The sequence below is a fragment of the Blastococcus sp. SYSU DS1021 genome (genome assembly GCF_054050995.1).
Window position 1 is genome coordinate 217650 of record NZ_JBJHAL010000003.1, and the last position, 14061, is coordinate 231710.

The 14061-nt window shown below is 73.0% G+C and carries 10 protein-coding genes; all 10 read right to left on the reverse strand.

Annotated features, from left to right (window positions below):
• Nucleotides 1–20 precede the first annotated feature (20 nt).
• Entirely contained in the window at nucleotides 21–878 is an 858-nt protein-coding gene (locus tag ACI8AP_RS03870) for a nucleoside hydrolase (protein ID WP_456588009.1), read from the reverse strand.
• A gap of 15 nt (nucleotides 879–893) precedes the next feature.
• Nucleotides 894–2411: a family 43 glycosylhydrolase gene (locus ACI8AP_RS03875; RefSeq protein ID WP_456588010.1), complete on the reverse strand. Its 1518-nt coding sequence runs from the start codon at nucleotides 2409–2411 to the stop codon at nucleotides 894–896.
• A complete protein-coding gene (locus ACI8AP_RS03880; RefSeq protein ID WP_456588011.1) occupies nucleotides 2411–2593 on the reverse strand; it encodes a hypothetical protein in 183 nt (60 codons plus the stop codon). The genes ACI8AP_RS03875 and ACI8AP_RS03880 overlap by 1 nt, the downstream gene beginning before the upstream one ends.
• 109 nt (nucleotides 2594–2702) lie before the next feature.
• Nucleotides 2703–3635: an alpha/beta hydrolase fold domain-containing protein gene (locus ACI8AP_RS03885; protein WP_456588012.1), complete on the reverse strand. Its 933-nt coding sequence runs from the start codon at nucleotides 3633–3635 to the stop codon at nucleotides 2703–2705.
• Complete coding sequence (locus tag ACI8AP_RS03890) at nucleotides 3632–6268, reverse strand: glycoside hydrolase family 78 protein (protein ID WP_456588013.1); 2637 nt, start codon at nucleotides 6266–6268, stop codon at nucleotides 3632–3634. The genes ACI8AP_RS03885 and ACI8AP_RS03890 overlap by 4 nt, the downstream gene beginning before the upstream one ends.
• Nucleotides 6265–7182, reverse strand: coding sequence for an alpha/beta hydrolase fold domain-containing protein (locus ACI8AP_RS03895; RefSeq protein ID WP_456588014.1), 918 nt, complete (start codon nucleotides 7180–7182; stop codon nucleotides 6265–6267). The genes ACI8AP_RS03890 and ACI8AP_RS03895 overlap by 4 nt, the downstream gene beginning before the upstream one ends.
• The gene (locus ACI8AP_RS03900; RefSeq protein ID WP_456588015.1) at nucleotides 7179–9881 is read right to left on the reverse strand and encodes a family 78 glycoside hydrolase catalytic domain; all 2703 of its coding nucleotides are present in this window, start codon (nucleotides 9879–9881) and stop codon (nucleotides 7179–7181) included. Before ACI8AP_RS03900 ends, ACI8AP_RS03895 begins: the two co-directional genes overlap by 4 nt.
• Nucleotides 9882–9910: 29 nt before the next feature.
• Nucleotides 9911–10933 (reverse strand): oligopeptide/dipeptide ABC transporter ATP-binding protein, encoded by a 1023-nt coding sequence (locus ACI8AP_RS03905; protein WP_456588016.1) that lies wholly within the window; start codon nucleotides 10931–10933, stop codon nucleotides 9911–9913.
• Entirely contained in the window at nucleotides 10930–12987 is a 2058-nt protein-coding gene (locus ACI8AP_RS03910; RefSeq protein WP_456588017.1) for a dipeptide/oligopeptide/nickel ABC transporter permease/ATP-binding protein, read from the reverse strand. Before ACI8AP_RS03910 ends, ACI8AP_RS03905 begins: the two co-directional genes overlap by 4 nt.
• Nucleotides 12984–13925, reverse strand: a complete 942-nt coding sequence (locus ACI8AP_RS03915) for an ABC transporter permease (protein ID WP_456588018.1) — start codon at nucleotides 13923–13925, stop codon at nucleotides 12984–12986. The genes ACI8AP_RS03910 and ACI8AP_RS03915 overlap by 4 nt, the downstream gene beginning before the upstream one ends.
• Between the last annotated feature and the right edge of the window lie 136 nt (nucleotides 13926–14061).

Genomic DNA, 14061 nt, shown 5'->3' on the forward strand with positions numbered 1-14061 from the left:
GGACGCCGGCCCCGCGGCGCTCAGCCGCCGTGTCCCGCCCGGCGCTCGTGCAGGCGGAGCCGGGCGAGCAGGTCGGCGACCAGGAGGCGGAGGTCCACGTCGGTGCAGACCCGGCGGGCCGCGCGTCCGGGCCCGGCCGGGGACTCCGTCCACGTGCAGGACGCGTCGTCGAGGGCGGTGACCAGGACCGGTGGGCTGTCGCCGAGCGGCCACAGCTCACCGAGCTCGATGAAGTCGGGGATCGGCAGCTCGGTGTACTGCCGCCACAGCCAGGCACCCAGCCGCCCGGCGCCGCCCACGTCGTGCTCCAGCTCCGCGACGGAGTACGTGCAGCGCCGGTAGGTCTCCAGCGGGAACTGCCAGACCGCGAGCTCCTTGAGCCCCAGCACCTCGCGGGCGGCCTCGGTGTCGGTGTCCCGGTTGTACTCGAAGGCATCGGCGTCCAGCGCTCCGCCGATCCAGACCAGGGTCAACCGGGAAGCGATCTCCGGGGCCTCCCGCAGCGCCTGGGCCACGTTCGTCAGCGGCCCCCCGCAGACCACGAAGAGCGGCAGCGCATCGTCCCGCCGCGCCTCGGCGACGATGGCGTCCGCGGCCGCCGACGAGGTGTCGCCCCCGCCGATCGGCACGTCGCACCCGGCGCAGACCACCGGCCGCTGGGTGCCCACCAGGTCGACCAGCTCCTGGGCGAGCGCAGCTCCGGCGGCCGCCGTGCCCTCGGGCGGGCCGAACACCGGACTGAGGTGCGAACTGGTCACCGCATCCACCCGGTTGGCGGGGCTGAGCAGGTGGTGGGCCAGAGCCATCAGCCCGTCCGGGTCGCCGGCCCAGTCGTTGTCGATGACGACGCGGCAGCGTTGGGTGATGCGCAGGGACACGTGTTCCTCCAGTGCTCAGACGGTGGGGACGGCGGCCGGGTCATCGGCGCCGGCGTAGGCGAAGGAGCGGACGACCAGCTCACCGGTGGAGCACCAGACGCCGAACAGCCTCCCGGTCATCCCGCCCGCCACCTCGGTGGAGACGTAGCGGCCGTCGATCCGGCCGAGCTCAGCGAACACGCCTGCGGCGTCCACCACCCCGGCGACCAGCTGGTCCGGGCCGAGCGCCGTCGAGGAGAAGTGGCCGTCGTCCGGCACGGCGCGGAGCTCGAGGACGACGTCCTCGCCCGCCGGGACCGAGGTCTCCCCCAGCACCTGCCGCAGCGCGCCCACGTGCGCGACTGCACGGACCCGGCCACCGTCCACCTCCAGGGCGAGCTGGTGCCGAGGATCCATGCGCACCGACAGCCCGCCGACCCCGTTCCCGTCCGCCGCCACGACCGCGCGGGCCCGGCAGTGCAGGTGCTCCTGTCTGCGTCCCACGAACGCGAGGTCCTCGGAGGCGAGGTCGCCGTCCCGAGCGCACAACCGCCAGCCGCCCTCGCCGCGGGTGAGCACCTCGCCGGGGAACCGGCGGGGCGAGACCCAGGAGACCGGCAGCTCGGCGCCGGCCAGCTCCTCGACCTCGACCGCGTCCGTCGGCGGGGCCAGCCACTCGCCGATACGCGGCCAGCCGTCCTCCCACACCACCTCGGCGGCGAACGTCTCGCGCCCGAGCACGTGGAACTGCGGGCTGGCCCCGCGCGGGCGCACGCCGTGGAAGACGACCGCCCAGCTGCCGTCCGGCCGCTGCACGAGGTCCGAGTGCCCGGTGTTCTGGACCGGTGACTCGATCCCCCGGTGGGTGAGCAGCGGGTTCCACGGGCACGGCTCGAACGGCCCCGACGGCGAGGGACCCCGCGCAATCGTCACCGCGTGCCCGCGTTCGGTGCCCCCCTCGGCGATCAGCAGGTACCAGTACCCACCGATGCGGTAGAGGTGCGGCCCCTCCGGGAACCGGCCGCCGGTGCCCTGCCAGACGTGCCGCCGTCCGGTCAGTGCACGACCGGACACCGGGTCGACCGCCTGCTGCACCAGGCCGGCCGGTCCGCCGGCGCCGAAGCCGGCGTAGGTGACCAGCAGGGTGCCGTCGTCGTCCCAGGCTAGGTCGGGGTCGATGCCTCGCACGTCGGTCAGCCGGACCGGCTCCGACCACTCCCCCAGCGGGTCGTCGGTGTGCACGAGGACCTGCCACCCGCCGTCGGCGAGGTTGGTGGTGATCATCCAGAACCGGCCGTCGTGGAACCGGATGGTCGGGGCGGTGATGCCACCCGAGCCCGGCGCCCGGGATACGTCGAGCTGGGACCGCCGAACGAGCACGTGCCCGGCCTGCTTCCACGTGACCAGGTCGGTCGAGCGGAACAGCGGCACACCGGGCGCGTACTCGAAGCTGGAGACGACCATCCAGTAGGTGTCCCCCACCCGGCAGATGCTCGGGTCGGGGTGGAACCCGGGGACGACGGGCCGCGGGTCCCCGGAGCCGGAGGGCGGCATCAGTCGTGGTCCTCGATCCGCCACTCGTCGTGCCAGTCGAGCACCGGCATCCCACCGTCGAACCGGACGGACAGCCACACGTAGCCGGCCACCGACGTGTCCGCCTGGGCCTGGATCCGGTTGCCGTCCGTGTCGAGCCAGACCTGTCCCGGCCGGATGGAGTCGTACGTCTCCACGGTCATGCGCGCAGCTCTGCCGTTCGTGGGGTCGTCTTCATGTCGACGGAGGGGTCGGCCCACCGCCGCCGCCCGGCTCGGCGGCGGTGGGCCGGAGGAGCCGGCGACGTGGGGTTCAGGACAGGTGCTTCCGGAGGAAGCCCACGGACCGGTCGAGGATCGGCTCCACGTCGATGGTGACGAACCCGTGGTCGGCGCCGTCCACCTCCACGAGCTCGGCCGACGCACCCACCTGCTGGAGGGCCGCCACGAGGCGCCGGCTCTGGCCCGGGCCGACGGCTCCGTCCTGCGTGCCGTGAAAGGCCAGCACCGGCGGCGCGTCCGGGCGCACATAGGTGATCGGGCTGACGGCGCGAGCCCGGTCCTCGTGCTCGCGCAGGGCCCCACCGATGAGCTGACCGACCGGGGAGTCGGCGCTCTCGTGGTCCGCGCGCCCGCCGGTCGTGTCGTCCTCCTGCAGCGCCAGCACGTCCGTGACGCCGAAGAAGTCCACGACCGCTGCCACCGGGAGGTCGGGGCCCTCCACCCCGACGCGCGGGCCGAAGTCGCTCCGGTCGTGCGTGAACGCCAGGAGGAGGGCCAGGTGGGCACCTGCCGAGCCGCCCCACAGGGCCACGCGGTCGCCATCGATCCCGAGCTGCGCGGCGAAGTGCCGCACGTACCGGACGCCGGCCCGGACGTCGAGGAGCTGCGCCGGGAACGGCGCCTCGGCGCTGAAGCGGTAGGTGATCGAGGCGAAGGCCATCCCCGCGGCCAGGATCTTCTCGCGCATCGGGACGAAGGACGGGGACCAGACCTCTTCGGCCGCCCCCATGCGGAACGCGCCCCCGTGGATGAACACGACGACAGGGACGGGCTGCTCCGCCGCGGGCACGACGACGTCGAGGAGCAGGTTCCGGTAGCCGTCGACCAGGGCGAAGGTCTCGCTCCGGTAGGTCGTCCGGCCGTCGGGCCCCGGCACCCCGTGGGTGGGCGGGAAGCAGGTGGGCAGGGTGAAGGCAGGCGCGTCCTGCGCCGCAGCGGCGCCGTGCGACTCCGTGGTGGTCACTGGTGGTCCTCCGGGTTGAAGAAGAGCGCCGGCTTCTCGACCGGCGTCGGTTCGGTGATCTCGGCGGCGAAGGTGTGCCGGCCGGAGCCGACCTCCACCGGAGCGCTGCCGTCGGGCAACCGGATCTCCGCCGTCGTGCTGGGCGGCACCGTGACCTCCAGGGCGAACCGCGTCCCACCGGTCAGCGTCCAGGAGACCTCCGCCGTCCCGTACGGCGTCTCGTGCGTCGCGCCGGCCGACGTGAGCCCCGGCCCCGGACGGGGGGCCACCCTGAGCCGCCGGTACCCGGGCGCCGCCGGGGCCAGCCCGGCCACGGTCCGGTGCAGCCAGTCGGCGACCGCACCGAACGCGTAGTGGTTGAACGACGTCATCTCGCCGGGGTTGATGGTCCCGTCCGGGAGCATGGAGTCCCAGCGTTCCCAGATCGTCGTCGCCCCCATCGTCACCGCGTACAGCCACGACGGGTTCTCGCGCTGCAGGAGCAACTCGTAGGCGGTGGACAGCTCCCCGGCGTGGGTAAGTGCGTCGGTGACCAGGGGCGTGCCGAGAAAACCGCTGGCGATGTGGAACCCGTCCTTCAGCACCTGCTCGGCGAGCAGCCGGCCGGCATGCTCACGCTGCCCGGGCTCCAGCAGATCGAACTCCAGCGCCAGCGCGTAGGCGGTCTGGGACGGGAAGGCGAGGCGGCCGTTCGGCGACACGTACTCGGCGCGGAAGCGGACCGCGGCCCGGTCGGCGAGCTCGGCGAAGCGGCTCCCGTCGTGACCCAGCACCTCGGCCGCCTGCGCCACGGTCCGGGCCGAGCGTGCCAGGTACGCAGTGGCCACGCACTGCCACGGCGTGCGCGCGGCGGCCGGGTTGTCCGGCGGCGCCGCGGTGTCCAGCCAGTCACCGAAGGAGAAGCCCCCCTCCGGGAAGTCCAGGTGGGCACCGGCGCGACCGGCGAAGGCGTCGATCCAGGCGACCATCGACTCCCACTGGTCGGCGAGCAGCTGCCGGTCCCCGGAGCGCTGGTAGAGCACCCACGGGACGACGACGGCGGCGTCGCCCCACCCGGTCTCCGGGTTCTGCGGGAAGGGCAGCAGCGGCAGGAACGGCACGTACATCGGTACGACGCCGCCGTGGTCCTCCAGCTGCTCGACCGCGAGGTCGGCCAACCAGGAGCGCAGCATGCCGGCGGTGTCGTACAGGAACGACGCCGTCGGGGCGAAGACCTGCAGGTCGCCGGTCCAGCCCAGCCGCTCGTCGCGCTGCGGGCAGTCGGTGGGGATGTCGACGAAGTTGCCCCGCATGCCCCAGACGACGTTCTCGTGCAGCCGCTCGACGTCGGGGTCGGAACACGTGAACGTGCCGGTGCGGCGCAGGTCGGTGTGCAGGACGACGGCCTCGAGATCCGCCGGGCGCAGCTCACCCGGCCAGCCCGAGACCTCCGCGTAGCGGAACCCGTGGAAGGTGAACCGTGGCTCCCAGGTCCGCGGCCCCGCACCGTCGAGCACGACGACGTCGGTGGCGCGCGCGGCCTTGAGCGGGCGCGTGCCCAGCTCGCCGTGTTCCAGCACCTCGGCGTGCCGGACGGTGATCTCGGTGCCGGCGGGGCCGTCGGGCAGGGAGAAGCGGATCCGCCCCACGAGGTTCTGCCCGAAGTCGACCAGCGTCTTCCCCGTCGGGGACGTGGTGATGGCCTGGACGGGAAGGGTCTGCGTTCGCCGTACGGGCGGACCTGTGGGAGCCACCAGCGTGGTGACGTCCAGGTCGCCGACCTCGACCGGGGTCCACGTCGCGTCGTCGAAGCCCGGCGCCGACCAGCCGGGCAGCTCCCGGCGGGCGTCGTAGGTCTCGCCGTTGTAGAGACCGGAGCCGACCGTAGGCCCGCCGGCCGAACGCCACGAGCCGTCGGTGACCAGCACGGTCCGCGTGCCGTCGGGGTGCTCCACCTCCAGTTGCAGGAAGGCGCCGGTGCGGTCGCCGTACCACTCGCGCTTGCCGGTGAAGCCCACGTAGCCGGTGAACCAGCCCTCGGCCAGCTGCACGCCGAGGGCGTTGGCGCCCTCGCGCAGCAGGCCCGTGACGTCGTAGGTCTGGTAGCGCAGCCGGTGCCGGTAGCTCGTCCACCCCGGCGCCAGCACCACGTCCGAGACCGCCGCTCCATTGAGCTCGGCCTCGTAGACGCCCTGCGCGGTGGCGTACAGCCGGGCGCGGACGACCGGCTTCTCGAGGACGAACTCGCGCCGCAAGAGGGCGACCGGCTCCTCCACGTCGCGGGGCAGGACCGGCTGGACCAGCTCGGCGGTCCAGTCCGCGGGTTCCAGGAGACCGGCCTCGACGAGGACGTCCTCGCTCCACGCCGACGGCTCGGCGGCGCCCTCCGTCCAGACCCGCACGCGCACGGACCGGCGTTCCCGGCTCACGAGCGGCGGAGCCTCCCACGGGACGAGGACCGACTCGGCCGACGCGACGCGGCCCGACGACCAGACCTCGCCGTCCTCCGGCGCGATCTCCAGCTCGTAGGCGGCCTGGCGCCAGCCGGGCAGGTCGGTGCGCGTGACCCAGGACAGCCGCGGCGTCGTCTCCCCGATGCCGAACGGCTCCCGGTGGTGCTCGATCGAGACGGGTAGGACGGTCAGGTCGCTCATCCGAGCGCCTCCCTCAGGTAGTGGACGGACAGCTGCACGACGGCGTCGATGTCGTCGCAGCCGGTGAAGATGTGCTCGGCGCCCTCGACCGGGACCAGCCGGACGTCCACACCGGCAGCGCTCATGGCGTCCGCGAGCTGCTGGCTCTGGTTGAACGGCACCAGCCAGTCGGCGGTGCCGTGGATCAGCAGGAACGGCGGCGCGCCTGCGGTCACGTGGGTCACCGGGCTGGCGTCGGCCGTCGTGGCTTCGTCGAGGCCGGCGAGGAGGTGTTTCTCCGCCGGCACCCGCATCACCTCGGGCAGCTTCGCCGCGATGTGCGGCGGCGGGGTCACCCCCGGCATGGTCGACAGATCGGAGACGCCGTACCAGTCGACGGCGACGTCGACGCCGCTGGACGGCCCGACGACCCCGAGGTCGCCCTCCAGGTCGGCGCGGTGCCCGGTCAGGGCGACGAGCGCGGCGAGGTGACCGCCGGCCGACTCGCCGGCGACCCCGATCCGGGTGACATCGACGCCGAGTTCCCCGGCGTGCGCCCGCAGGTACCGGACGGCGGCCTTCGCGTCGTGCAGCTGGGCCGGGAAGGGCGCCTCGAGGGAGAACCGGTAGTCGATCGTGGCGATCGCCAGCCCCGCGGCGACGAACGCCTCGAACAGCGAGTCCGGCCGCAGCGTCTCCGGCAGGTAGCGGCGGTCGCCCGTCATCCAGGCGCCGCCGTGGATCCAGACGACGAGCGGAGCCGGTTTCTCCCCGGGGGGGACCCAGACGTCCAGCTGCAGCGGCCGGTAGCCGGCCGGGCAGGCGTAGGTGACGCCGGAGAAGACCCGGACGCCGTCGTCCCGCCGGGTCGCCGGAGGCGGCGGCAGGAACCGGGCGGGCCCCGCCCACTCGAACGCCTCGGCCTCGGCCGTCATCGTTCGGTTCCCTCTCCGTCCAAGGGGCTGGTGAACCGGTGCTCGCCGGGGCCGGCGGTCGTCGTGGTGCCGTCGGGCAGGACTACTTCGGCCTCCGTCCCGGCGGGGACGACCACCCGGAGATCGAACGCACCGCCGTCGATCCGCCACGCGGACTCGATCCGGCCGTACGGGGACTCGTGCGCCGCCTCGGCCGAGGTCAGGCCGCCGCCGGGGCGCGGACGGACGCTGAACCGGCGGTAGGCGGGATCGATCAGCTGCAGGCCCGCGGTGTACCGGTGGAGGAACGAGACGACCGCGCCCTTGGAGTAGTGGTTCAGCGAGTCGTGCGGCACGCCGTCGTCGTCCACGCCGCCCCAGCTCTCCCACACCGTGGTGCCGCCCCGGTCGATCATCGTCAGCCACGACGGCTCGGTGTCCTGCAGCAGCAGCTCGTAGGCGACGTCGACGTGCCCTGCGTCGGCCAGCACGGGAAGCAGGTACGGCGTGGCGAGGAAGCCGGTACCCAGGTGGGTGTCGGCCTTGCGGATCAGCTCGACCAGCCGCTCGGCGACCGCCGGCCGTAGCTCGGCCGGGACGAGATCGAAGGCCAGCGCCCGCACGTGGGTCGCCTGCGTGTCGGGGGTGAGCCGGCCCTCGGCGTCGACGTACTCCGCCTGCCACGCCTGCCGGGCCAGCTCGCTGAGCTCCGCGTAGCGGGCTGCGTCGTCGTGCCGGCCGAGGACCTCGGCGATCCGGGCCGCGAGCCGGGCGCTGTAGGCGAAGTATGCGGTGGCGACATGCCCCTTGTCGGCCGTCCGGAACTCGTCGTTGCCCGTTCCGAGGTTCTCGCCGGGCTCGAGCCACTCGCCCCAGTGGAAGCCGGTGTCCCAGAGGTGGCGCTCGTGCGGCGCGGGATCGGGATTGCGCTCGACGCGGGACGGGTGGCGCCCCTCCCGCGCCAGGCGCTCGGTGCGGTCCAGCCACCGCACCATCGTCGGCCACAGCTCGTCGAGCAGCTGTTCGTCGCCGTAGGCCCGGTAAATCTCCCACGGGACGATCACCGCGGCATCGCCCCAGCCGGACGAGCCGTTCAGGTGCCCGATCGGCCCGTCCCTGCCCTCGTGCCGTGGGCTCGGGCTGACGTTCGCGATCGTGCCGTCGGGCCACTGGTCGACGACGACGTCCCGGAGCCACTTGGTCGAGAACCCGGCCACGTCGTACAGGAAGGCGGCCGTCGGCACGAACAGCTGCCAGTCACCGGTCCAGCCGTGCCGCTCGCGGTGTGGGCAATCGGTCGGGATGTCGCAGGCGTTGCCGCGGAAGCTCCACAGCGCCGCCTCGTGCAGGCGGTCCACCCGCTCGTCGCTGCAGGAGAACCAGCCGGTGCGGCGCAGATCGGTGTGCACCACCACCCCGCGGACGTCGTCCACGGTCAGGTCACCGGGATGGCCCTCGATGCGCACGTACCGGAACCCGTGCGTGGTCCGGCGTGGCTCGAAGACGTCGCCGGGGGCGCCCGCGGACACCACGGAATCGACCTGCCCGGCGGAGAGCCGGTGCGGCAGGAACGGCATGTCGGGCTCGAGGTTCGCGACCGTGACGTCGCCGTCGGGCGCGAGCCACTCCCCGTGGGTCAGCGTGAGGTTCGTGCCGGCCGGGCCGAGGTCGGTGAGCCGGACCCACCCGTTGATGTTCCGGCCGAGGTCGATCACGTGGGCACCGCTCGCCAGCCTCGTCACCGAGCGCGGGACCAGCTCCTCGACCCGCCGCACCGGCGGGGCCGGCGAGTCGACGAGGCCCGCGTAACCGTGCTCGACGACGGCGACGTCGTCCCAGCCGGTGTCGTCGAAGCCGGGGGCTTCCCAGCCGCGCGGCAGCCGACGCAGGTCCCAGCGCTCCCCCTCGATCAGGTCCGCGGCGACGACGTGGCCGAGCGCGCTGCGCCACCCCGGACCCGAGCCCACCACCGCGGTCGAGCCGTCGTCGTACGTGAGGTGCAGCTGGACCAGCAGCGCGAGCCCGCTCCCCCACTGGTCGGCCGCCCGCGTCAGGCCGACCTGCCCCCGGAACCACCCGTCAGCGAGGACGATCCCCAGCGCGTTGCGACCGACCGAGACCGATGGGGTGACGTCGTAGGTCTGCACCTGCAGCCGCGCGTCGTACTGCGTGTAACCCGGGGTGAGCTCGGCGTCCCCCACCCGCCGCCCGTTGAGGAACGCCTCGTAGAGGCCCTGCGCGGTGGCGTGCAGCCGGGCGGCGGTCACCGGCCGGTCGGCGTCGAACTCGAACCGGAGCAGGGCGGCCGGCCGCGACCCCTTCGGGCCGCTGGGCATCCGGCCGGGCTCCACCCAGGACGCCTGCCAGTCCTCCGCCCAGAGCAGGCCGGTCTCGAAGGACGCCGGCTCGGACCACGGGCTCTCACCGAGGTCGGTGCCCACCCGCACCCGCCACTCCACCCGCTGGCCGGAGCAGAGCGGCGGCCCGGCGTAAGGCACCAGGAGGCCTCGGTCGCCCCCCACCCAGCCGGTGTCCCACCCGCTGTCGGTGGTGATCCGGTAGGCGCGCTGCTCGCGAGCGCCCTCGGGCAGCCGCCATGACAGCCGGGGCGCGGTGCTCCGCAGACCGAGCGCCTCGTCCAGATGCTCGACGCGCAGGCCGTGCGGCGCAGACGCGGAGCTCGTGTGCGCAAGGACCCCGGCGTCCTCGGCTACTCGCACGCTCGCGGCACGGCCCTCCACCGGAGCCGTCACAGTCCGGGGACGCGCTCGGCGTGATGGCAGGCGGTGACGGTCTGGTCCACCTGCCGCAGCGGCGGACGCTGCGCGACGCAGATCTCCGTGGCCAACGGGCAACGCGGCACGAAGGGGCAGCCGGTCGCGGCCGGAGCCGCTGAGCCGGCCACCCCGATGCCGAGGGCCTCGCGGGCCGCCCGGCGGGCGGCCTGCTCGGCCGGGCGCGGCACCGGGGCGGCCGAGTTGAGGGCCACGGTGTAAGGGTGCCGTGAGCGCTCCTGGACGGCCTCGGCCGGGCCCATCTCCATGATCTGCCCCCGGTAGAGCACCACCACCCGCTGGGAGAGGAATCGGACCACGCCGAGGTCATGGGCGATGAACAGGAACGACAGCCCGTGCCGGTCGCGCAGGTCGGCCAGGAGGTTGAGGACCTGCGCCTGGGTGGACAGGTCCAGCGCGCTCACCGGCTCGTCGAGGACGAGGACCTTCGGGTCGCAGACCAGCGCGCGGGCGATGGCGATCCGCTGCCGTTGCCCACCGGAGAACTGTGCGGGGTAGCGGTCGACCGCGTCGCCGGGCAGACCGACAGACTCCAAGCCTTTCCGGGCCTTCTGGAGCGCCTCCTGATGGCGCACACCCATGAGCCGCAGCGGCTCGACCAGCGTCTGGCCGACGGTGCGGGTGGGGTTCAGCGACGAGTACGGATCCTGGAAGACCACTCGCAGGTCCGCAGCCAGCCGACTGCGCTGCTTGAGCGGCATCTCGGTGATGTCCTGCCCGTGCAGCCTTACGCTTCCCTCGGTCGGAGGCTCCAGGCCGAGGACCGCCTTGCCGATGGTGGACTTGCCCGAGCCGGACTCCCCGACCAGACCAAGGGTCTCGCCAGGTGCGATGTCCAGGCTCACGCGGTCCACCGCCGGTGGCGCCTGCCGGGCCTTGCGTCCCCGGCCGTAGCGGACGACGAGATCGCGGACCTCCAGCGCCGGGGCCGACGCAGGGGCGGGGGCGGCGGACGGCGTATCGGCGGGTGCGGTCATCGGGACGCTCCAGCAGTCGGAATCGTCTGCCCGTTCCGGGCAGCGGTCGCACCGGCCGGCGTGGCGGCCTGCCTCGTGCCGGGGACGACCTCGTCTCCGGCGTGTTCGGGCGCCCAGGTGACGGAGGCATGGGCGAGTTCATCGGCTCGGATGCACAGGACGGACCCGTCGCCGTGGGCGGGGAGCGACGAGAAGGGCTCGGTGCACTTGTCCCGTGCGAAGTGGCAGCGGCCGGCGAACCGGCAGCCGGTCGGCCAGCTCCCCGGGGAGGGCACGGTGCCGGGGATGGACGCCAGCCGCTCGGGCACCGGCTCGCCCTCCGACACGTGCGGGTTGGCGCCGAGCAGCGCCATCGTGTACGGATGTGCCGGGCTGTCGAGGACGCTCGCCACGTCCCCCGACTCGACGACGGTGCCCGCGTACATGACCGCGACGTCGTCGCAGATGTCGGCGACGACGCCGAGGTCGTGGCTGACGAGGACGACGGACAGGCCGCGGTCCCGGACGAGCTGACGCAACAGGGTCAGGATCTCCGCCTGGACCGTGACGTCGAGGGCCGTGGTCGGTTCGTCGGCGATGAGCAGCTTCGGCTCGCCGGTCAGCGCCAGGGCGATGGCGACGCGCTGCGCCATGCCGCCGGACAACTGGTGCGGGTAGCTCGCGAGCACCCGGTGGGCGTCGACGATCCCCACCTGCTGCAGCAGTTGGGCAGCGATCCGGCCGGCCTCCGCGCGGCCGACCCCGCGGATCCGGCGCAACGGCTGGGTCAGCTGGTAGGACACGGAGAACATCGGATCGAGGGCGACCATCGGCTCCTGGGAGATCAGCGCGATCTCCCGGCCGCGGATGGCGTTGAGTTCCTTCTCGTTCAGCCCGACCAGGTTGCGCCCCTGCCACAGGATGGAGCCGCCGGAGATCGAGACGCCGTCGGGGAGCAGACGGATGAGCGAACGGGCCGTCATCGTCTTGCCGCAGCCGGACTCGCCGACCAGCCCGAGGACCCGCCCCGGTCGCAGGTTGAACGACACCCCACTGACGAGCGCCGGACCGTCATCGACGGTGACATCCAGATCACGGACTTCGAGCAGCGCCTGCGGATCGGTAGAACGAGGTTCTCCCGTGGTCCCGGCAGCGGCCCTGGCCAGCGGGCGCTTGCGACGTCGCGTGGTCGCTGCGATCGACCCCTTGCTGGCGATGGCGTCGGCCAGCTCGTTGGCCGCGACGACGGTGAGCGCGAGGATGAAACCGGTCGGCACCATGAGCCACGGCGCGTTGAACACGTACGACGACGCATCCTGGATCATGAAACCCCAGCTCGGCTGCGGCTCGGCGGGGCCGAAGCCGAGGAAGGCCAGGCCGGCGACGATGAGCAGACCGATGCCGTAGAGCTGCGCAGCCTGGACGGCCACGACGGTGCCCATGGACGGCAGGACGTGGACGAGGTTGACCTTCAGCGAGCCGAGTCCGTTGACCCGCGCGGCGTCGACGTAGAGGCGCTGGCGCACCGACTTCGCGACGCCGAGCATGACCCGGTAGACGGCCGCGGAGATCATCACGCCGAGGATGGCCATGATGATGTAGATCCGGACGCCGATCACCCCGATCACGGCGAGCAGCATGATCGTCCCGGGAAGGGCGAGGAGCACCTCGGCCAGGCGGGTGGTGACCCGCTCGACGCGGTGCCCGCGCTCGGCGGCGACGAGCGCCATCGACAGCCCGATCCCGAAGGCGACGAGGACCGAGACCACGGAGGCGAGCAACGGCTCGGTGCCCGCGCTGAAGATCCGGCTGAGCAGGTCGCGGCCCAGCGGGTCGGTGCCCAGCCAGTGATCGGCCGACGGCAGTGCCAAGCGGTTGGCCGTGTCCTGCGCGGCCGGGTCGTAGGGCCGCCACAGCGGAGCGGTCAGCGACGCAACGACCATGAACACGAGCCATGCGGCACCGAAGATCCCGCCCGGGCGGCGCAGGAAATAGGGCAGTCCACGGCGCTTCGGGCCCTGTGGGACCGATTGGGTCGCCACCTCGTCGGCCGCGTCCAGGGGCAGCACACTCATGCGGTACGCACCTTCGGGTCGAGCGCCGCGACCACGAGGTCGAGCAGCAGGTTGATGACGACGACCACGACCGTGGCCACGATGACGACGCCGGTGAGCGCCGGGAAGTCGCTGGAGGCGGCGGCGATCTGCCCGGCCTGGCCGAGGCCTGGGAGGGCGAACAGGTTCTCGATGATCACCGAGCCGCCGAACAGGGCGATGAACTGGACACCGAGCACAGACACCACCGGCAGGCTGGCGAAGCGAAGTGCGTGCACGTACCGGACGCGCCACTCGGGAGTCCCCATGGCCCTCAGGGTCCGGATGTGCTCCTGGGCCAGCGCTTCGCCCATTCCGGCTCTCGCGGTCCGGGCGATGATGGCGGCCCCGCCGATCGACAGTGCGATCACCGGGAGCAGCAGGCTCTTGAACCAGTCGGCGGCATCAGCGGCGAAGGGGACGTAGCCGGTCGCCGGCAACCACCTCAGTTGGATGGACAGCGCATACACCAGCAGGATGCCGACCCAGAAGACGGGCAGGGAGAGCGCGACCCCGGCTCCTGTCGTGATGACCCGGGAGGTGCGTCCCCCTCGCACGGCGGCCGTGACCCCGAGGACCACGCCGACGACTCCCGAGAAGACCGTGGCGAGCAATGCGATGAACGCCGTGACCGGCACCCGGTCGGTCAGGTCCGCGGCGATATCGCGACCGTCGATGAGCGACGTGCCGAGGTCGCCGGTCACCAGACTGCCGAGATAGTCGAAGAACTGGACGTGCAACGGGTCGTTCCAACCCAGCGCCTCGTTCTCGGCGGCGATGCGCTCGGGGGTACCGCCAGGACCGAGGCGCACCGCACCAGGCGAGGTGTCGGTGGCGTGCACCAGCAGGAAGCTGATGAGGATCGCGGCGAGCACCGTGCCGACCGCCATGGCGAACCTCTTGGCGACGTAGCCGAGCATCAGGGAGTCCTTGGGCGTGTGGGGGCGACGTGCCCGTCCGGGATGGTGCAGAGGTGGGGGGGGGGGGGGGGGGGGGGGGGGGGGCGGGGGGGGGGGGGGGCTCCGGGGTGTGGTGCGGCCTCACGCCGGTGTTTTT

Coding starts and splice junctions, on each gene's coding strand:
- ACI8AP_RS03890 (WP_456588013.1), bottom strand. CDS start 6,268: ATGAGCGACCTGACCGTCCTACCCGTCTCGATCGAGCACCACCGGGAG.
- ACI8AP_RS03905 (WP_456588016.1), bottom strand. CDS start 10,933: ATGACCGCACCCGCCGATACGCCGTCCGCCGCCCCCGCCCCTGCGTCG.
- ACI8AP_RS03880 (WP_456588011.1), bottom strand. CDS start 2,593: ATGACCGTGGAGACGTACGACTCCATCCGGCCGGGACAGGTCTGGCTC.
- ACI8AP_RS03910 (WP_456588017.1), bottom strand. CDS start 12,987: ATGAGTGTGCTGCCCCTGGACGCGGCCGACGAGGTGGCGACCCAATCG.
- ACI8AP_RS03895 (WP_456588014.1), bottom strand. CDS start 7,182: ATGACGGCCGAGGCCGAGGCGTTCGAGTGGGCGGGGCCCGCCCGGTTC.
- ACI8AP_RS03875 (WP_456588010.1), bottom strand. CDS start 2,411: ATGCCGCCCTCCGGCTCCGGGGACCCGCGGCCCGTCGTCCCCGGGTTC.
- ACI8AP_RS03915 (WP_456588018.1), bottom strand. CDS start 13,925: ATGCTCGGCTACGTCGCCAAGAGGTTCGCCATGGCGGTCGGCACGGTG.